Here is an 18,800-nt window from a genome sequence, read left to right as displayed (position 1 = left end):
GGGTTGCCCCATGCCTCCCGCAGTGGATTTTACCGGGCTATGCTTCACGCTGGCTCGCAACGCCACTGGACGCGGTGGGTGTGGATAACTATATACCGACCGGTATGAAATGTTCCGACTCCATTGCCGCCCCTCGTGGCCGCCCGCGTGAATTCGATCCTGAACAGGCTTTGACCGCTGCGCTGCGCGTGTTCTGGGAGCGCGGCTATGAAAGCGCCTCGATGGCGGAACTCACTGAGGCGATGGGTATAACCAAGCCCAGCCTCTATGCCTGTTTCGGCAACAAGGAAGCGCTCTTCAAGAAGGCGCTGGACCTCTACGAGCGCGACAAGATGGCCTATGTGGGCAAGGCGCTGGAAGCGCCGACCGCGCGCGGCGTGGCCGAGCGGCTGCTGAATGGTGCGGTCGCGACTCACTGCGGCGGCAACGGTACCGACCCGCACGGCTGCCTCAGCGTGATTTCGACCGTGGCCTGCACGATGGAGGATGCCTCCATCCGCGATTTCATCGCGGCCCGCCGGCTTGCGACCGAAGAGTCGCTGATCCAGCGCTTCGAACGCGCCAAGGGCGAGGGCGACTTGCCCGAGACCATCGATCCCCGCGCGCTGGCGCACTGCCTCATGACGGTGCTTCAGGGCATGTCGGTCAAGGCCCAGGGCGGTGCTTGCGTGCAGGAAGCGAAAAGCGTGGTCGATACCTTCCTGACCATGTGGCCCGGCAAGTAGGGCGTAAGCCTGAAAATCCGCTTCGAGCGGATTTTGACGACAGCGGCGGCGCCGAAATCCGCAGAAAGCGGATTTCCAGCCTGAACGGCGGATAAAATTTTATTCATTCACCGTTCACGCCCTTGAAATTGCTGCGTTGCACCTAATTTTACCGAGCGGTACAGAAAACTGCTTGACGATTTCTGTACCGCTATATATACCAATCGGTACAGAACGAGGGCATGACCGACTCGCCGTTTAGACGGGAGCACGGGGCCGGAGTTCCTCCCCCGGCGCCGCCCGACCCCCCGCGGACGGCTCCATAGAAAAAACCGAAAGCAGCCGACGTGGCGGAACCCTGTTTCCGTGCGATGCCGGTCTGCACCCAAGACTTTCCGGTGCCCCTTGCGCCGGAGCCCGCCGGCGCGCGCCCTTACCTCCCCCTCCTGTCCCGGGGCGCGCGTCGGTTCCTTTCAGGGAGCACAGACATGGCCTTCATCGACTTCTCCGATGCAGCGCATCCGGCGCTGCCCGTTGCAAATTCCAACCCTGTCGCCTCGCTTTTCGGCGACCAGCTGAGCCGGCTCGAACGCCGCGTTGTCGAGCTGGCGCGCGAAGACGGGCTTCAGAGCCTCATCCCGCCGCGCGAACGCAAGTGGCTTGCCCGTCTCGTTTTCGGGCCGACCCCGCCTTCGAAGATGCTCGCCAACGAGCAGCTTGAGGCGCTGCGCCAGCTGGCCGTGAAGGCCTGGCATCATGGCTACACGCTGCCCGTCTCGGCCATTCGCGAGGCGCAGGCCGCCGGCCACAGCGAAGCCAAGGTCGGTGCGGTGATCGATTTCATCGGGCGCCTGCGCGCCCCGGTCCGGAGACTTGCTGCGTGAATTTTCCCGTAAAACTCGAAGAAACGGCCGAGATCCTGCCGTTTGGCGGCGAAACCCGCCGAAAGCGATGGCGCGGGCGCCATGTCGCGATCGGCGCGATCGCCGTCGTCGCGGTGGCGGGGCTGGGGTGGAAAGTCTTCCATGAAGCCCCCGCCGACGCCGCGCCGATGCCGCCCGCGCTGGTGCAGGCCGCCAATCCGCTGGTCAAGGACGTGACCGAATGGGACGACTATGTTGGCCGCTTCGCGCCCAGCAAGACGGTGGAAGTGCGCCCGCGCGTCTCGGGCGCGGTCACCCAGATCCTGTTCCGCGACGGCGACTACGTGCAGGCCGGGCAGCCGCTCTTCGTGATCGATCCGCGTCCCTATCGCGCCTCGCTTGCCGAAGCGCAGGCGGACGTGGCTTCGGCGCAGAGCGCGCTGGCGCTCGCCCGTTCGGACTATGCCCGCGTCGCCGGATTGAAGGGTGACGAGGCGATGGCCGCCAGCGAAGTGGACCAGCTCAGCGCCAAGGTTCGCGCCGCCAGCGCGCAGCTTGCCGCCGCGCAGGCCCGCGTCAGCCAGCGGTCGCTGGATGTCGAATTCTCCACCGTGCGTGCCCCGATCGCGGGCCGCATCTCGGACCGCCGCGTGGACGTGGGCAACCTCGTCTCGGGTGAGAACGGCACCGGCGCCAGCCTGCTGACCACGATCAATGCGGTCAGCCCGATCTACTTCACGTTCGACGCATCCGAAGCGCTGTTCCTCAAGACCCAGCGCGAAAAGGCCGAGCACAAGGACGCCGCCAGCGTGCAGGTCCGCCTTCAGGACGAGGCCGACTATCGCTGGAACGGCAAGCTGGACTTCACCGACAACGGGCTCGACCCGCGTTCGGGCACGATCCGCGTGCGCGCCGTGCTCGACAACAAGGACGGTTTCCTGACCCCGGGCATGTTCGGCAACATGCGTCTGGCCGAAGGCGGCACGGTCAAGGCCATGCTGGTGCCCGATGATGCGATCCAGTCCGATCAGGCCCGCAAGGTGGTGCTGACGGTCGGCAAGGACGGCACCGTTGCCGCCAAGCCGGTCGAACTCGGCCCGCTGGTGGACGGGTTGCGCGTGATCCGCACGGGCCTCACGCCCACGGACCGCGTGATCATTTCCAACTATCAGGCTGCTGTTGCCGGCGCCAAGGTGAATATCCGTCGCGGCCAGATTGCGCCCGACGCGCATGCGGCTTCGGCCGTTTCCGGCCCAGATACGCCCGCAGCGGCGCAGGCCACCATCGCCCATTGATCCACCCATCGGGGGGCGGTCCATTCCGTGACCGCTCCCCGTGAGAGGGGCACATTCCCATGCGATTTTCCCGGTTCTTCATCGACCGGCCGATCTTCGCAGGCGTCATCGCGGTGCTCATCACCGTGGTGGGTGCGCTTGCGTTCTTCGGCCTGCCGGTCAGCCAGTATCCCGACATCGTCCCCCCGACGGTGACGGTGACCGCCCAATATCCCGGCGCTTCCGCCGAAACCGTTGCCGACACCGTGGCTGCTCCCATCGAGCAGGAGATCAACGGCGTCGACAACATGCTCTACATGTCCTCGCAGTCCACCGGCGACGGCAAGGTGACGATCACCGTTACCTTCAAGATCGGTGCCGACCTCGATGCCGCGCAGGTTCTGGTGCAGAACCGCGTCGCCGTGGCCGAACCGCGCCTTCCCGAAGCGGTGCGCGCCATGGGCGTCGTCACCCGCAAGACCTCGCCAGACTTCCTGATGGTCGTGAACCTGCAATCGCCCGATGGGTCGCTAAGCCGCGACTATCTGTCGAACTACGCGCTCACGCAGGTGAAGGACCGCCTTGCGCGCCTTGACGGCGTGGGCGACGTGCAGCTGTTCGGCTCGCGCGATTACGGCATGCGCATCTGGATCGATCCCAACAAGGCCGCCGCCATGAACCTGACGGCGGGTGAGATCGTGGACGCGCTGAAGGCGCAGAACGTGCAGGTTTCGTCCGGCTCGATCGGCGCGCCGCCGTTCGATCGAGGCAATGCCTACCAGGTCGGCGTCGAGATGCAGGGCCGCCTGAACACGCCCGAGCAGTTCGCCGATATCGTCGTGCGGACCGACGCCGATGGCCGTCAGGTCCGCGTGCGCGACGTCGCGCGTGTCGAACTGGGCGCGCAGGACTACACCACCAACACCTACCTTTCGGGCAAGCCCACCGTGGTGATCGCGGTGCTGCAGCGCCCGGGCTCGAACGCGCTCGACGCCGCCAAGGCCGTGCGCGCCGAGATGGACGATGTCGCCAAGTCCTTCCCGAAGGGCCTGGAATATTCGGTGATCTACAACCCCACCGAATTCATCGGCCAGTCGATCGACGCGGTCTATCACACGCTGTTCGAGGCGGTGATCCTGGTCGTGCTCGTCATCCTCGTCTTCCTCCAGAACTGGCGCGCGGCGGTGATTCCGATCATCGCGATCCCCGTGTCGCTGGTCGGCACTGCGATCATGCTCGCGGCCGTCGGCTACTCACTCAACAACCTCTCCCTGTTCGGCCTTGTCCTCGCCATCGGTATCGTCGTCGACGACGCCATCGTCGTGGTCGAGAACGTCGAACGCTATATCGAAGAAGGCATGAAGCCGATCGAGGCCGCCCGGCGCTCGATGGACGAGGTGACCGGCGCGCTGATCGCCATCGTCCTCGTGCTCTGCGCGGTGTTCGTGCCGACGCTGTTCATCACCGGCATGTCGGGGCAGTTCTACAAGCAGTTCGCCGTCACCATCACCACGGCGACCGCGATCTCGCTGCTGCTCTCGCTCACGCTCTCGCCCGCTCTTGCCGCGTTGCTGCTGCGGGAAAAGCATGGCCTTCCCGCCGATGCGCCCCGCTGGAAGCGGACGCTGCAAGGCGCGGCGGACAAGTTTAACCACGGCTTCGAACGGTTGAGCGAGCGCTATGCGCAATTGACGCTCAAGCTGGTGAAGCGCCCGGCGAAGATGATGGCGACCTACGCCGCCCTCATCGCCGCCACCGTGGGCATGTTCTGGGCGACGCCGACCGGCTTCATCCCGCAGCAGGACCAGGGTTACTTCCTCGCCGCGATCTTCCTGCCGCCGGGCTCGTCGCTCAGCCGCACGGACGCCGTGTCGCAGGAAGTCGCCAAGCGCCTGCTGCCCATCAAGGGCCTGCGCGGTGCGGTGATGTTCGCGGGCTTCCACGGCCCGTCGCAGACCGCAGCGCCCGATGCCGCCGCCATCTACTTCCCCTTCAAGAGCTTCGAGGAGCGCAAGCAACTCGGCGTCACCTATGAAGGCATCATGGCGCAGGCGCACGAAGCCTTGAAGGGCTACGACAAGGCGCAAGTCCTGTTGATCCCGCCGCCGACCATCAACGGCATCGTCCCCCCGGGCGGTTACCGCATGATCGTGGAGGACAAGGAAGGCCGTGGTCTGGGTGAACTCCAGAAGGCAGCCGGCGCCCTGATCGCGCAGGCCAACGAGCAGCCGCAGCTTCAGCAGGTCTACACCCTGTTCAGCATGAACACCCCGCGTGTCTATGCCGACGTGGACCGCCGCAAGGCAGACATGCTGGGCGTTTCTCCGTCCAAGATCTTCGAAGCGATGCAGGTCTACCTCGGTTCGTCCTACATCAACGACTTCAACCTCTTGGGTCGTACCTATCGCGTCACCGCGCAGGCCGATGCGCCTTATCGCGGATCGACCGCGGATATCGCCAACCTCAAGGCCCGTTCGGACTCGGGTGCGATGGTGCCGGTCGGCTCGGTCGCGACCTTCAAGGACGAGACCGGACCCTACCGCGTGGTGCGCTACAACCTGCACCCGGCGGTGGAAATCGACGGCAGCTATGGCAAGGGCTATTCCTCGGGCCAGTCGCTGGCGACGATGGAGAAGGTGGCGGACGAAACGCTCCCCTCGGGCTACGGCCATGAGTGGACGGGTATCGCCTATCAGCAGGCCACTGCGGGCAACACGGCCGGAATCGTCTTCGGCATGGCGGTGCTGTTCGTCTTCCTGGTCTTGGCTGCCCAGTACGAGAGCCTGACCCTGCCGCTGTCGATCATCCTGATCGTGCCGATGTGTCTGTTCGCGGCCATGCTGGGCGTGAACTTGCGCGGGATGGACAACAACATCCTCACGCAGATCGGTCTGGTCGTGCTGATTGCCCTTGCCGCCAAGAACGCGATCCTTGTGGTCGAGTTCGCCAAGCAGGCCGAAGAGGAGCGGGGATACTCGCCGGTGGAAGCAGCCGTCTACGCGGCCCGCACCCGCCTGCGCCCGATCCTGATGACCTCGTTCGCCTTCATCCTCGGCGCGGTGCCGCTGGTGATTGCGACAGGGGCTGGCGCCGAGCTTCGGCAGGCGCTGGGTACGGCGGTGTTCTTCGGCATGGCTGGCGTTACTGCCTTCGGCCTGCTGTTCACGCCCACCTTCTACGTCGTCTGCCGCAAGCTCGCGGCGGCTCTCCGGCGCAAGCCCGCAGAACCGCACCACGAGAGCCACGCGGTGATCCCGGCGGAATGAAAGGACGGATGATGTCCATGAATATCAAAACCTTGGCCGCGGCACTTCTTGCCGCGTCCAGCCTCTCGGCCTGCGCCGTCGGACCCAACTATGTTGCGCCGACGCCGCCGGCTACGGCGGGGGCGCCCTTCACGGGCGTCCAGTCCGCCGAAGTGTCGACCGCCGGGCCGGACGACAACTGGTGGCGGCTCTACAACGATCCCGTACTGAATGGGCTCGTCACCGATGCGCTCGCCGCCAATACCGACGTGCGCGTGGCGGTGGCCCGGATCGAGCGGGCACGCGCCAACTTGCGCGGATCGAAGTCGCAGGCCCTGCCGCAGACCGGCATCGACGCCAGCGCGACATATGGCCGGGTTTCGGAAAGCCAGGTCCTGCCAGGTGCCGACCGGCAGGGCCGTACGGTCGATGGCGAATTCTCGGTCGGTTACGAACTGGACCTGTTCGGCCGCGTCAAGCGCGGGATCGAGGCCTCGCGCGCCGATCTCGGCGCCGCACGGGAGGATGCCGACGCGGTGCGGGTGACAGTCGTTGCCGATACCGTGCGCGCCTATGTCGATGCCACCAGCGCGGCCGAGCAGATCGCGGTGGCGCAGGATACCGTGGCGCTGCTCGACAAGTCCGAGCGGATCACCAATGCCCGCTTCGAGCGCGGCCTCAACCAGAAGCTGGACGTGATCCGCGTGACCCAGCTGCGCGAGCAGCAGGCTGCGGCGATCCCGAGCCTTGAGGCCACCCGCGATGCGGCGCTGTTCCGGCTCGCCACGTTGACGGGGCGGACGCCGCAGGACTTGCCCGCTTCGGTGCGCGAGCGGACCACCACGCCCGATGTCGGCCAACCGATCCCGGTGGGCGATGGCCGCGCGCTACTGGCGCGTCGTCCGGACGTGAAGGCGGCCGAACGCCGCCTTGCCGGGGACACCGCCCGGATCGGCGTGGCCACGGCGGATCTCTATCCGAAGATCACGCTGGGCGGCTCGATCGGTACTACGGCGCTGGGCGCGACCGACATCTTCGGTGGCGGGCCGCTGCGCTGGCTGGTGGGGCCGATGATCTCGTGGGCATTCCCCAATCAGGAAGCGATCCGCTCGCGGATCGGCGGGGCGCGAGCCGATGCCAAGGCCGATCTCGCGACTTTCGACGGCACCGTGCTGCGCGCGCTGGAAGAGACCGAGACGGCGCTTTCGGCCTATCGCAACGCGCTGCTGCGCAAGGACCGGCTCGCCGCTGCGCGCGATGCGGCGCAGCGGGCCGCCGATGTCGGCATGGCGCGGCAGAGCAGGGGGCAGATCGACGCGCTCGACGTGCTCGATGCGCAGCGCACGCTGGCCAGTGCGGACGCCGACTACGCGGCGGCAACCCGTGCGGTGGCTTTCGCGCAAGTGGACCTGTTCCGCGCGCTGGGCGGGAACTGGCAGAAGACCTGATCTTCCCGGCTTCCGCACAAACAGAAAGGGGCGGCAAGGCATGTGCCTTGCCGCCCCTTTTCGTGTCCGTTTCCGGTTATCAGCGCGAGCCGAAGGCGTAGCGCACGTTGATACCGAATTCGCGCGGCGCGGTGGTGGTCACGCCGGTATAGGTGCTGGTGTAGTTCGCACCCGACGAACCGGTGAAGACCGGGCGGCCGGTGCTCGGATCGAACTGTCCGCCCCAGGCGAGCTGCTGATAGCTGGTGGACAACGGCGTCGTGCGAGTAAGCGTCTTCGTGGTGTCGAAGACGTTCTTCGCATAGAGGCCAATTTCCCAGGCCCCGTCGTCGGAACGCAGGCCGGCGAAGAGGTTGACCAGAGCATAGTCGCTCACATCGTCATAGGGGTTGGTCGGATCGACCTGCGACTTGCCATAGTAGGTCAGCAGGCCGCGAATATAGGCATTGCCGCCGTTGATGACCGGGAAGGTGTATTCGCTCTGCACGGTCGCGCTGAACGGCGCCATGAACCCGGAACGCTGATTGACCTGGCAGGACGCGATATTGTCCGAACCGACGGCCGCCACCATCTGCTGCAGGCTGGGTGCGCTGGTGATCGAATCGGGAACACCGTCGCGATTGAGGTCGGTACAGGGCACCGTGCCGTTCTTGATCTTGCCCATCGAATAGCTGGCTGCGGCGCTGAGATCCCAGCCCTTCAGGATCGTGTAGGAGACGTCGCCCTCGACACCGTTGACCTCCACCGGAACAGCGCCGACGAAGTTGAACTGGCCGACCTGCTGCGCCGTGCTGGTTACGTTGCCCAGCGCGTCACGCACGGCAACGGTGTTGATGTAATAGACGCCCGAACCCGGTGCACGGAAGGGAAAGTTCTTGAACTTCTGGTGGTAGCCGGTGAGGTTGAAGCGCAGCTGGCCGTCCAGCATCGTCGACTTGAAGCCGACTTCATAGGACTTCGAGGTTTCCGCCGGCAGGTGCAGGAACGAGTTTTCGAGGTCGGACGGGGCAATGTTGAAGTCACCCACCACGTCGATGCCCGGACGCCAAGAACTGCCGGTCGAAGCATAGACCATCAGGTCGTGCGTGAAGTTGTACTTCACCGAGCCGCTGTAGATCCACTGCTTCTCATGCTGCGTACGGTCGGAAATGGCGGTCCCGCCAACCAGCAGGATGCCCCGGTTCGTATAGTCGATATGGCGTGCGCCGCCGGCGATTTCGAGATCGCCGATATGCGCGGTCAGGTTGCCGAAGATCGACTGTTCGTGCGACTTGCCCTTGCTCTCGACAGCCGTGTTGACGATCTGGGCAATACCGCCGCCGAGTGCATCGGGCAGTCGGACCGGCGTCGGGCTGCTCAGCACGGTATCGGGATTGTTGGTGGCATCGAAGAAGCCGACGACATAATCGAGCATGCCGAACAGCCGCTCGTCGTTCTGCAGGCGGACTTCATGCGATCCCGAGGTCGACTTGGTGTGGCTGATCTGGTTGATGTCGCCGTCGAAGAAATTGCCGTCGTCGACGTTGTCGGTCGAGTGGATGTTCTGGGTGTAATGCTGACCCTGATAGATCAGGCGCTGGCCCCAGTGGCTTGCTTCGGCGCGCCAGTTGTAGATGTTGAAGATCTGGCGGATATCGCGCGGAGCCTGCTGGATCGACAGGCGATCCTTGGTGCGGATGTCCACCGGGCTCGGATCGGCGTCGGGATTGACCTCGGAGAACGAGGCGACCTGGTCGTAGGTGCGGCCGGTGAAGTCGATCCGCTGGTACATGCCTTCGAACCGCAGCCAATCGCTCGGCATGATAAGGCCCGACAGACGGCCGCTCTTGGTCCGGCCGAACGGATCGGGATTGTTGTAGATCGAGTGGACGCGGTCGCCCTCGTTCTCGTCCCAGACGCCGGCGGCGCGGATCGCGGCAATGCCCTCGACAATCGGGATATTGAGCGCGGCCTTGGCGTTGATCGTGCCGATGTCGTTCGCGGTCATGTCCATGAAGCCGCCGTACGAATAGAGATCCGGCTTCTTCGCGGTGATCGTGATCGAGCCCGAGGGGGACGCGCGGCCGCGCAGGGTGCCCTGGGGACCGCGCAGCACTTCGATCTGGCCGATGTCGTACATCTGCTGAAGAATGACGCCGGCCGTGATCGGCGCGTCGTTCATGTAGAATTCGACGGTGGGGTTGTTGCCGCTGGCGTTCACGTCGAAGTTGACGCCGCGCATCTTGGCGCTGCCGCCAATGCCGTTGGCATTGGTTTCGAGCTGGAGGCCCGGTGCTAGCGTGGAGACTTCCTTGAAGTCACGCATGCTGAGCTTGGAGAGGTCATCGGCCGTTACCGTGTCGATCACCGCCGGCACGTCCTGCACATCTTCGTCGCGGCGACGCGCGGTAACGATGATGACGTTGCTGGCCTCGTTTGCGGCGGCCTCGGCGGCTGCCGGCTGCTGCTGGTCCTGTGCCAGTGCGGGGGTGCTCATCCCCAACAGGCCCACCGATCCCAACAGAAGCTGCTTGTAAGCGCGCATGAACTCTCCCTCCAGTTTTTATAAACTTTTCTTATGCCTATGGGTGCGAGGGAGCGTCGCAGATTGTCAAATGAAATGGCCTCATTTCTGTAAAACTACGGCGGGGCGTTATTTGAACAGGTGATCAAACTTGCTCAAGCGACTGGAATGTCGCGATTCGCCTCTCTTTGCCGCACCGGGAGAAAATGCATAAAAAAGGGGGCGCCGAAGCGCCCCCTCGAATCTGCCAGCGTTGCCGCCGATCAGTTGCGGCTGGCGAGGCCCTTGTTGAGCCAGAGTGCGATCAGCGTCGCCAGCGCGCCCGAGAGCAAGTAGGCGCCCGAGGCGATCAGGCCGAAGTTGGCCGACAGCAGCAGCGCCGCCAGCGGGGCGAAGCCGGCGCCGAACAGCCAGGCAAGGTCGCTCGTGAGCGCCGAGCCGACATAGCGGTGCTCGGTCGGGAAGGCCGAGGCGACGACGCCCGAAGACTGGCCGAACGACAGGCCGAGCAGGATGAAACCGATCACCATGAAGGTGATTTCGCCCAGCGGACCGGCATCGAGCAGCTGCGGGGCGAAGCCCGAGAACACCGCGATGCCCACCGCGCACGTGCCGAGCAGGTTACGACGGCCGTACTTGTCCGCGATCACGCCCGAGGCGACGATGGCGAGCACGCCGAAACCGGCGGCCATGGCTTCGATCAGCAGGAAGCCGGTGGGCGAATCGTTGGTGAACAGGAACACCCACGAAAGCGGGAACACCGTGTCCATGTGGAACAGCGCGAAGCTGGCGAGCGGGGCGAAGGCACCGATCACGATCGTGCGCCACTGGGTGCTGATCGTCGAGCTGACGCTTACCGCCTGAAGGTCGCGGGTGGTGAAGAGGTTCTCGAACTCGTCCGTGACGACGATGCGCAGGCGCGCAAACAGCGCCACCACGTTGATCGCGAAGGCCACGAAGAAGGGATAGCGCCAGCCCCAGTCAAGGAAGTCCGCGGAAGGCAGCTCGGCGATCATGAAGGCGAACAGCGAGCTGGCCACGATCAGGCCGAACGGCGCGCCAAGCTGCGGGATCATCGCATACCAGCCGCGCTTATGCTCGGGCGCGTTGAGCGCGAGCAGCGAGGCCAGACCGTCCCACGTGCCGCCAAGGGCAAAGCCCTGGCCGAGGCGGAACAGGCAGAGCAGGTAGATCGAGGTCATCCCCGCCGAGGCATAGGACGGCAGGAACGCAATCGCCGCGGTGGAGCCGCCCAGCATGAACAATGCCATCGTCAGCTTGGTGCCGCGGCCATAGGCGCGGTCGATCGCCATGAAGACCAGCGAACCGATCGGACGGGCGACGAAAGCCAGCGCGAAGACCGCGAAAGCGTAGATCGTGCCGGTCAGCGCGTCGACGAAGGGGAAGAACAGCTTCGGGAAAACCAGAACCGAGGCGATGGCATAGACGAAGAAGTCGAAGAACTCCGAAGTTCGCCCGATGATGACGCCGATGGCGATCTCACCCGGGGAGGGCTGGTGGTGCTCCTTGAACGTCGGCAGGCCCAGGGCGTCTCTGGACTGGGGTGTGCTGGTCATTTCGAATCTGCGGCCTTCGTCTCGGGTCCGTTTCCGGCCATGCGGATCGCGCACGATCGGTCGCGGACGAATCAAAGCGGACGCGCGAAAACGCCCGTGTACATGGAGGGGCCCTATCGGCATTGATTGCGTTCAAGGGGATTGGACAAAATGTCCTATGTTCGCAATCGCGGCATCAGCTTAGGCGCAGCGCCATGCGCCCACCCGAGTCCCGACCGAAGCCGCGGCATCCATCCGCGCTCGCCAAGATCGTTGCCGCCCTGTCGTTGACGGGCGCGCTGACTGCCTGCAACTCTGTAGTGCTGAGCCCTTCCGGGGATGTCGCGCAGCAGCAGGGTGACCTTGTCGTCACTTCCACGCTGCTGATGCTGATCATCATCCTTCCGGTCATGGCCGCCACCGCGTTCTTCGCGTGGCACTACCGTGCATCCAACAAAGAGGCACGCTACGACCCGCACTGGGATCATTCGACCCAGCTTGAACTCCTGATCTGGGCAGCGCCGCTGCTGATCATCATCTGCCTTGGCGCGATCACCTGGGTGAGCACGCACCTTCTCGATCCCTACCGCACCATCGGCCGTATCGACGCCGCCACCGCCGTTCCCGCCGACGCCAAGCCGCTTGAGGTCGAAGTCGTCGCGCTCGACTGGAAGTGGCTGTTCATCTATCCCGAGCAGGGCGTGGCCACGGTCAACGAGCTGGTCGTGCCGACCAACCGTCCGTTGCAGTTCAAGATCACCTCTTCGAGCGTGATGAACTCGTTCTTCGTGCCTGCCATGGCCGGTCAGATCTACGCCATGCCCGGCATGGAAACGCGCCTGCACGCCGTGATCAACCATCCGGGCGAGTTCATCGGCTTCTCGGCCAACTACTCGGGCGCGGGCTTCTCGCACATGCGCTTTGCCACGCACGCGGTTACCGACGCCGGCTTCGACCAGTGGGCGCAGGGCGTGAAGGCCGGCGGACAGGCGAATGCCGGTACGCTGGACCGCGCCGCTTACCTCCAGCTCGAAAAGCCGAGCGAGAAGGTGCCGGTCATGCGTTTCGCGTCGGTTTCGCCCGACCTTTATAATGCCATCCTCAACATGTGCGTCGAGCCCGGCAAGATGTGCATGAGCGACATGATGGCGATTGACGCGCGCGGTGGCCTTGGCAAGGAAGGCATTCGCAACGTGCAGATGCTGGCCTACGATCGTGGCGGCCGCCAGGCTGCTGCCCAGGCCACCGCGAACCCGACTGCCGCCATGCAGCGCGAGCTGGCCTGGGTCCGCGCACTCTGCCGCCAGAACCCCGGCTCCGCGCCGGACCACACGATCAAGGCACCGGCCTCGCCGCGCGTCCTGAGCGGTGCGGGTCTGAGCGAGCCGCAGTCGGCACCGATCTTCTCGCACGGCCAGGAGGCGCTTGCCGCCCCCGCACAGACGCCCGCGCATCCCACTCAGATTTCCCGGAACTGACAGAACAATGGAAGCCGTAGACCATTCGCACTGGAGCCCGTTACTGGGCCGCCTGTGGTGGGACGCCCTGCCACAGGAACCGATCGTGCTCGCCACTTTCGTCGTCGTCGCCCTTGGCGGCGCGGCACTGGTGGCCGGGCTGACCTATTTCAAGCTCTGGGGCTATCTCTGGAAGGAGTGGTTCACCAGCGTGGACCACAAGAAGATCGGGGTCATGTACATGATCCTCGGCCTTATCATGTTCTTGCGCGGCTTTGCCGACGCGGTGATGATGCGCATCCAGCAGTCGATCGCGTTCAACGGCAACGACGGCTACCTGACGGCGCACCACTATGACCAGGTCTTCACCGCGCACGGCGTGATCATGATCTTCTTCGTGGCGATGCCTTTCGTCACCGGGCTCATGAACTACGTGGTGCCGTTGCAGATCGGCGCGCGCGACGTGTCCTTCCCGTTCCTGAACAACTTCAGCTTCTGGATGACGACCGCCGGCGCGGTGCTGGTCATGGCCTCGCTGTTCATCGGCGAGTTCGCGCAGACCGGCTGGCTGGCCTATCCGCCGCTGTCCAACCTGGCGTACAGCCCGTGGGTCGGCGTCGACTACTATATCTGGGCCTTGCAGATCGCCGGTGTCGGCACGCTGCTTTCGGGCGTCAACCTGATCGCCACCATCGTCAAGCTCCGCGCGCCGGGCATGGCCATGATGCGCATGCCGATCTTCACCTGGACCGCACTCTGCACCAACGTCCTGATCGTCGCCGCCTTCCCGGTGCTGACGGCCGTGATGGCGATGCTGTCGGTTGACCGTTACCTCGGCTTTAACTTCTTCTCGAACGACTTCGGCGGCTCGCCGATGATGTACGTCAACCTGATCTGGATCTGGGGCCACCCAGAGGTCTACATCCTCATCCTGCCGCTGTTCGGCGTCTTCTCCGAAGTCACCGCCACCTTCTGCGGCAAGCGCCTGTTCGGCTATTCGTCGATGGTCTACGCGACGCTGGTCATCACCATCCTCTCGTACCTCGTCTGGCTACACCACTTCTTCACGATGGGTTCGGGCGCGAGCGTCAACTCGTTCTTCGGCATCACCACCATGGTGATCTCGATCCCGACCGGCGCGAAGCTCTTCAACTGGCTGTTCACGATGTACCGTGGCCGCATCCGTTTCGAACTGCCGATGATGTGGACGGTCGCCTTCATGATGACCTTCACCATCGGCGGCATGACCGGCGTTCTGCTCGCGGTGCCGCCGGCCGACTTCGTCCTGCACAACTCGCTGTTCCTGATCGCCCACTTCCACAACGTCATCATCGGCGGCGTGCTGTTCGGCATCTTCGCGGCGATCAACTTCTGGTGGCCCAAGGCCTTCGGCTTCAAGCTCAACCAGTTCTGGGGCAAGGTCAGCTTCTGGCTGTGGGTTCCGGGCTTCTGGTTCGCCTTCATGCCGCTCTACATCCTGGGCCTGATGGGCGTTACCCGCCGCATGCGCGTGTTCGACGATCCGTCGCTCCAGCCGTTCTTCATCGTTGCCGCCTTCGGCGCGCTGATGATCGCCGGCGGTATCGGTGCCATGCTCGTCCAGTTCGCGGTGTCGATCTGGAAGCGTGAGGAACTGAAGGACGAAACGGGCGATCCGTGGGACGGCCGTACCCTTGAGTGGTCGACCAGCTCGCCGCCGCCGGAGTACAACTTCGCCTTCACCCCGATCGTGCACGACATCGACGCATGGGACGACATGAAGCGCTGCGGCGTGGAACGTCCGACCTCGGGCTTCCGTCCGATCCATATGCCCAAGAGCACCGGCGCGGGGATCATCCTTGCCGGCATCTCGACGGCGCTTGGCTTCGCGATGATCTGGTACATCTGGTGGCTTGCAGCCGTGTCGTTCCTCGGCATCATCGGCTATGCGATCTTCCACACGTTCAACTACAAGCGCGATTACCACATCCCGGTCGAGACGGTCGAAGCGACCGAGGCCGAGCGTACGCGCCAGCTCGCGGCAGTGGGAGCCTGATCGATGACTGCTACTACTGCTGATACGAGCCACAACCTGTCGCAGGCGCAGCTCCAGGCTGCGTTCTACGACCTGAACGAGCACGATCATCCCGAAGGCGGCAGCACCATGCTGGGCTTCTGGATGTACCTGATGAGCGACTGTCTCATCTTCGCGATGCTGTTCGCCGCCTTCGGCGTGCTAGGCGGCAACTTCGCGGCGGGTCCGGGGCCGAAGGATCTCTTCGATCTCAAGCTCGTCGCGGTGAACACGGCCATGCTGCTGTTCTCGTCGATCACCTACGGCATCGCCATGATCGCGATGGAGAAGAACCAGAAGGGCGCGACCCAGATCTGGCTGCTGATCACCGCTGTGTTCGGCGCGGCGTTCCTGTCGATCGAACTCTTCGAGTTCCATCACATGATCGCCGAAGGTGCGACGCCGATGCGTTCGGCCTTCCTCACCGCGTTCTTCTCGCTGGTGGGCACCCACGGTCTGCACGTGACGTTCGGCCTGATCTGGCTGTTCACGCTGGTCGCGCAAGTCGGCACCAAGGGCCTGATTCCGGCCAACAAGCGCCGCCTCATGTGCCTTTCGCTGTTCTGGCACTTCCTTGACGTCATCTGGATCGGCGTCTTCACCTTCGTCTATCTCATGGGAATGCTGTGATGAGCGACCACGTCCACCCCAACGAGCACGTCGACGATGTGCACGCCAGCGGCCACGGCACTCTGCGTGACTACCTGATCGGCTTCTTCCTTTCGGTCATCCTCACCGCCATTCCGTTCTGGCTGGTGATGACCGGCGCGATCGCCGACAAGTCGACTACCGCGCTTGTCATCATGGCCTTCGCGATGGTGCAGATCGTCGTCCACATGATCTACTTCCTGCACATGAACACGAAGTCCGAGAACGGCTGGACGGTCATGGCGCTGATCTTCACGATCGTGGTGCTGGTGATCACGCTCTCGGGTTCGCTGTGGGTCATGTACCACCTGAACCACAACATGATGCCGATGAACGCGCACGACATGGGCCAGCTGCCCTGATCGTCACGATTTCAGCCGCATCATGCACAATGTGATCGAGACCAATGAAGCGCGGCGGCCCTGGGGGCTTGCCGCGCTTCTGCTTGCGGCGATGGCGCTCTTCATCGCGCTGGGCGTGTGGCAGGTGCAGCGCCTGCACTGGAAGCACGCGCTGATCGCGCAAGTGGACGCACGGACCCGCGCCGCGCCGGTGCCGCTTCCCGCCGACGCCGTGCTGGCGGGGAATAAGGCCACCGACCTTGCCTATCTTCGCGTTTCGATCGAAGGGCGCTACGAGGGGAAGGCGACCGCGCTGGTGCGGGCCGCTACCGACCTCGGGACCGGGTATTGGACGATGACGCCCTTGCGGCTTGATGATGGACGGCATGTCTGGGTGAACCGCGGCTTCGTGCCGGCGGGCACCACGGCCGCCGTCGCTGCTGCGACCACGCCGCAAGGCCGGGTCTCGGTCATCGGCCTGCTGCGGGTGAACGAGCCTGCCGGCAGCCTGCTCCAGTCGAACCAGCCGCAGGCCGACCGCTGGTATTCGCGCGACGTCAACGCGCTGGCGCAAGCGCGCGGGATCGGCGCGGTGGTGCCGGCCTTCGTCGACGCCCAAGTGGAAGATGCCGTCAGGCCCAAGGGCCTTGCGCCGGTGCCGGGGCTGACCCAGATCCACTTCCCGGACAACCATCTCAGCTATGCGCTGACCTGGTTCACGATGGCGGCAATGTCCGCGATGGCGCTGGTCTTCGTCTGGCGCCGCCGCCGATGGAACGGCTGATCGATCTATTCGCGCCGCGCGGCCTTCCCGGAAGTTCCGCCAGCCGCGCCAATATCGTGCTGCTCATGCAGCTGCGCTGGACCGCCGTGATCGGCCAGCTCATCACCATCGTCGTCGTCCAGCAAGTGCTGGGCGTGCGCCTGTCGCTGGCGCCGCTGCTGCTGGCGCCGCTCTTGCTGATCGTGGTCAACCTCGTCTCCGCGAGCGTTGTCCTGCGGCGGCAGTCGTTCACGCAGGGCGAACTGTTCGGCGCGCTGATGATCGACGTCGTCGCGCTGTGCTGGCAGCTTTACCACTCGGGCGGGGCGACCAATCCCTTCACGTTCCTGTTCCTGCTTCAGATCGTCATCGCGGCGGTTATCCTCGATCTGCGGTGGAGTTCGCTGGTGGCGGTCAACGCCTGCCTCTGCGTGCTGTTGCTGACGTTCTACTACCACCCGCTGCGCTTGCCGGTGCACCACGCGGGCGACCCGTTCCAGCTCTACATCTACGGCAGCCTGCTGTGCTTCGTGCTGGCGGCGGTGCTGCTGATCGTCTTCGTGGCCCGGCTCGACCTGACCCGGCGCGAGAGCGACGCCAAGCTGGCCGCGTTGCGCCAACAGGCGGCCGAGGAGGACCATATCATCCGCATGGGCCTGCTCGCCTCGGGCGCCGCGCATGAATTGGGCACGCCGCTTTCGTCGATCTCGGTGATCCTCGGCGACTGGAGCCACGAGCCTGCCATCGCCGAGGATCCGGACCTCGCCGCCGACCTCGTCGACGTGCGGCGCGAACTGGAGCGCTGCAAGACCATCGTCAGCGGCATCCTGATGTCGGCGGGGGAAATGCGAGGCATTGCGCCCGCCGTCACCACCTTGCGCGGCTTCATCGGCGAGATCCTGGCCGAATGGCGGCCGCGCATGGCGGGCGAATTGCGCTTCCTCGATTCCATTGACGTGGACCGCACCATCGTCTCCGATCCCGGCCTGAAGCAGGTGATCGGCAATGTCATCGACAATGCCGTGGAAGTCTCGCCCGGGCTCGTGGTGATCGAGGCCTGGGTGGAAGGCGGCAGGCTGGTGCTCACCGTCAGCGACCGGGGCCCCGGTTTCGCGGCGGAGATCCTGCCGCGCGTCGGCCAGCCCTATGCCTCGACCAAGGGGCGCGACGGCGGCGGGCTGGGATTGTTCCTTGTCGTCAATGTGATCCGCAAGCTGGGCGGCAAAGTTGCGGTCGACAATCTGGTTGATGGCGGCGCAAGGGTGCAACTTGCCATTCCCCTTGCTACACTGGCCTACGAGCCCAGGAAGGGCGAGGACAACGCCGGAACGCCCCATGACTGAGCCTGCCACGACCCCAGCAGCCGTGAACGATGCCATCAACACTGCTGTAAACGGGGCGGAAATTGCCAGCCTGCTGATCGTCGAGGACGATCCCACGTTCGCGCGCACGCTGCGCCGCTCGTTCGAGCGGCGGGGCTACCGCGTCAGTTCCGCCGCCAGCCCGGAAGAGGCCGAAGGGCTCTGCGCGGCGGAGGATTTCGAATATGCGGTGATCGACCTCAAGCTGGGCGCCTCGTCCGGGCTGGCGGTGGTGCAGGCGCTCCACGCCCGCTCGCCCGAGACGCGGATTGTGGTGCTGACCGGCTATGCCTCGATCGCGACGGCCGTGGAAGCGATCAAGCTGGGCGCCTCGCAATACCTCGCCAAGCCTTCCAATACCGACGATATCGAGGCCGCTTTCGCCAGCGGCAAGGGCGATGCCAGCGTGCCGGTGGACGGGCGCCGCAGCTCGATCAAGACACTGGAGTGGGAATATATCCACGGCACTCTGGTCGAATGCGAGTTCAACATTTCCGAAGCCGCGCGCCGTCTTGGGCTGCACCGCCGCACGCTGGCGCGCAAGCTCGAAAAGCGGCAGGTCTAGCTGGTAGCGAGGGAGGGGG

At 64.7% G+C, this 18,800-nt stretch carries 14 protein-coding genes; 12 read left to right on the top strand and 2 right to left on the bottom strand.

The window, feature by feature from the left end; genetic code table 11:
- Positions 1 to 104 precede the first annotated feature (104 nt).
- From AC1VVM_RS00360 to AC1VVM_RS00340, 5 genes are all read left to right on the top strand, one after another.
- Positions 105 to 725 (top strand): TetR/AcrR family transcriptional regulator, encoded by a 621-nt coding sequence (locus AC1VVM_RS00360; protein WP_132387063.1) that lies wholly within the window; start codon positions 105 to 107, stop codon positions 723 to 725.
- A 467-nt stretch (positions 726 to 1,192) separates the two neighbouring features.
- Positions 1,193 to 1,588: a hypothetical protein gene (locus tag AC1VVM_RS00355; RefSeq protein WP_132387062.1), complete on the top strand. Its 396-nt coding sequence runs from the start codon at positions 1,193 to 1,195 to the stop codon at positions 1,586 to 1,588.
- Entirely contained in the window at positions 1,585 to 2,862 is a 1,278-nt protein-coding gene (locus tag AC1VVM_RS00350; RefSeq protein WP_482955577.1) for an efflux RND transporter periplasmic adaptor subunit, read from the top strand. Before AC1VVM_RS00355 ends, AC1VVM_RS00350 begins: the two co-directional genes overlap by 4 nt.
- A 59-nt stretch (positions 2,863 to 2,921) precedes the next feature.
- Entirely contained in the window at positions 2,922 to 6,107 is a 3,186-nt protein-coding gene (locus tag AC1VVM_RS00345) for an efflux RND transporter permease subunit (RefSeq protein WP_482955576.1), read from the top strand.
- Positions 6,108 to 6,124: 17 nt separating this feature from the next.
- Positions 6,125 to 7,534, top strand: a complete 1,410-nt coding sequence (locus tag AC1VVM_RS00340) for an efflux transporter outer membrane subunit (RefSeq protein ID WP_482955575.1) — start codon at positions 6,125 to 6,127, stop codon at positions 7,532 to 7,534.
- 79 nt (positions 7,535 to 7,613) lie between these two features.
- On the opposite strand, the gene AC1VVM_RS00335 is transcribed toward AC1VVM_RS00340, so the two are convergent.
- The gene (locus AC1VVM_RS00335; protein WP_482955574.1) at positions 7,614 to 10,058 is read right to left on the bottom strand and encodes a TonB-dependent receptor; all 2,445 of its coding nucleotides are present in this window, start codon (positions 10,056 to 10,058) and stop codon (positions 7,614 to 7,616) included.
- Between the two features lie 242 nt (positions 10,059 to 10,300).
- The gene (locus AC1VVM_RS00330; RefSeq protein WP_132387045.1) at positions 10,301 to 11,614 is read right to left on the bottom strand and encodes an MFS transporter; all 1,314 of its coding nucleotides are present in this window, start codon (positions 11,612 to 11,614) and stop codon (positions 10,301 to 10,303) included.
- 194 nt (positions 11,615 to 11,808) lie between these two features.
- Between AC1VVM_RS00330 and cyoA the strand changes: the two genes are divergently transcribed.
- Genes cyoA through AC1VVM_RS00295 form a run of 7 tightly spaced genes read left to right on the top strand, consistent with a single transcriptional unit; the run spans position 11,809 to position 18,781 of the window.
- On the top strand, positions 11,809 to 13,071 hold the full coding sequence (gene cyoA / locus AC1VVM_RS00325; protein ID WP_132387043.1) for a ubiquinol oxidase subunit II: 1,263 nt from the start codon (positions 11,809 to 11,811) through the stop codon (positions 13,069 to 13,071).
- A 7-nt stretch (positions 13,072 to 13,078) separates the two neighbouring features.
- Positions 13,079 to 15,085, top strand: coding sequence for a cytochrome o ubiquinol oxidase subunit I (gene cyoB / locus AC1VVM_RS00320; RefSeq protein ID WP_482904794.1), 2,007 nt, complete (start codon positions 13,079 to 13,081; stop codon positions 15,083 to 15,085).
- Positions 15,086 to 15,088: 3 nt separating this feature from the next.
- Positions 15,089 to 15,733: a cytochrome o ubiquinol oxidase subunit III gene (gene cyoC, locus AC1VVM_RS00315; protein ID WP_132387039.1), complete on the top strand. Its 645-nt coding sequence runs from the start codon at positions 15,089 to 15,091 to the stop codon at positions 15,731 to 15,733.
- Positions 15,733 to 16,113, top strand: coding sequence for a cytochrome o ubiquinol oxidase subunit IV (cyoD, locus tag AC1VVM_RS00310; protein WP_132387037.1), 381 nt, complete (start codon positions 15,733 to 15,735; stop codon positions 16,111 to 16,113). Before cyoC ends, cyoD begins: the two co-directional genes overlap by 1 nt.
- A 22-nt stretch (positions 16,114 to 16,135) precedes the next feature.
- Positions 16,136 to 16,876 carry an SURF1 family protein gene (locus AC1VVM_RS00305; protein ID WP_482955573.1) on the top strand — a complete coding sequence of 247 codons (741 nt, stop codon included), beginning with the start codon at positions 16,136 to 16,138 and terminating at the stop codon, positions 16,874 to 16,876.
- On the top strand, positions 16,864 to 18,198 hold the full coding sequence (locus tag AC1VVM_RS00300) for an ATP-binding protein (protein WP_132387035.1): 1,335 nt from the start codon (positions 16,864 to 16,866) through the stop codon (positions 18,196 to 18,198). Before AC1VVM_RS00305 ends, AC1VVM_RS00300 begins: the two co-directional genes overlap by 13 nt.
- Positions 18,191 to 18,781 carry a response regulator transcription factor gene (locus AC1VVM_RS00295; RefSeq protein WP_132387033.1) on the top strand — a complete coding sequence of 197 codons (591 nt, stop codon included), beginning with the start codon at positions 18,191 to 18,193 and terminating at the stop codon, positions 18,779 to 18,781. Before AC1VVM_RS00300 ends, AC1VVM_RS00295 begins: the two co-directional genes overlap by 8 nt.
- Positions 18,782 to 18,800: the final 19 nt, after the last annotated feature.

It is taken from the genome of Novosphingobium sp. BL-S-33 (assembly GCF_056857025.1).
This window is presented reverse-complemented; position numbering and strand designations above follow the sequence as displayed.

Excerpts from the sequence above, each read along its gene's own strand:
- AC1VVM_RS00360 (WP_132387063.1), top strand. The coding sequence starts at position 105 with ATGAAATGTTCCGACTCCATTGCCGCCCCTCGTGGCCGCCCGCGTGAA.
- AC1VVM_RS00355 (WP_132387062.1), top strand. The coding sequence starts at position 1,193 with ATGGCCTTCATCGACTTCTCCGATGCAGCGCATCCGGCGCTGCCCGTT.
- AC1VVM_RS00345 (WP_482955576.1), top strand. The coding sequence starts at position 2,922 with ATGCGATTTTCCCGGTTCTTCATCGACCGGCCGATCTTCGCAGGCGTC.
- AC1VVM_RS00340 (WP_482955575.1), top strand. The coding sequence starts at position 6,125 with ATGAATATCAAAACCTTGGCCGCGGCACTTCTTGCCGCGTCCAGCCTC.
- AC1VVM_RS00335 (WP_482955574.1), bottom strand. The coding sequence starts at position 10,058 with ATGCGCGCTTACAAGCAGCTTCTGTTGGGATCGGTGGGCCTGTTGGGG.
- AC1VVM_RS00330 (WP_132387045.1), bottom strand. The coding sequence starts at position 11,614 with ATGACCAGCACACCCCAGTCCAGAGACGCCCTGGGCCTGCCGACGTTC.
- cyoA (WP_132387043.1), top strand. The coding sequence starts at position 11,809 with ATGCGCCCACCCGAGTCCCGACCGAAGCCGCGGCATCCATCCGCGCTC.
- cyoB (WP_482904794.1), top strand. The coding sequence starts at position 13,079 with ATGGAAGCCGTAGACCATTCGCACTGGAGCCCGTTACTGGGCCGCCTG.
- cyoC (WP_132387039.1), top strand. The coding sequence starts at position 15,089 with ATGACTGCTACTACTGCTGATACGAGCCACAACCTGTCGCAGGCGCAG.
- cyoD (WP_132387037.1), top strand. The coding sequence starts at position 15,733 with ATGAGCGACCACGTCCACCCCAACGAGCACGTCGACGATGTGCACGCC.
- AC1VVM_RS00305 (WP_482955573.1), top strand. The coding sequence starts at position 16,136 with ATGCACAATGTGATCGAGACCAATGAAGCGCGGCGGCCCTGGGGGCTT.
- AC1VVM_RS00300 (WP_132387035.1), top strand. The coding sequence starts at position 16,864 with ATGGAACGGCTGATCGATCTATTCGCGCCGCGCGGCCTTCCCGGAAGT.
- AC1VVM_RS00295 (WP_132387033.1), top strand. The coding sequence starts at position 18,191 with ATGACTGAGCCTGCCACGACCCCAGCAGCCGTGAACGATGCCATCAAC.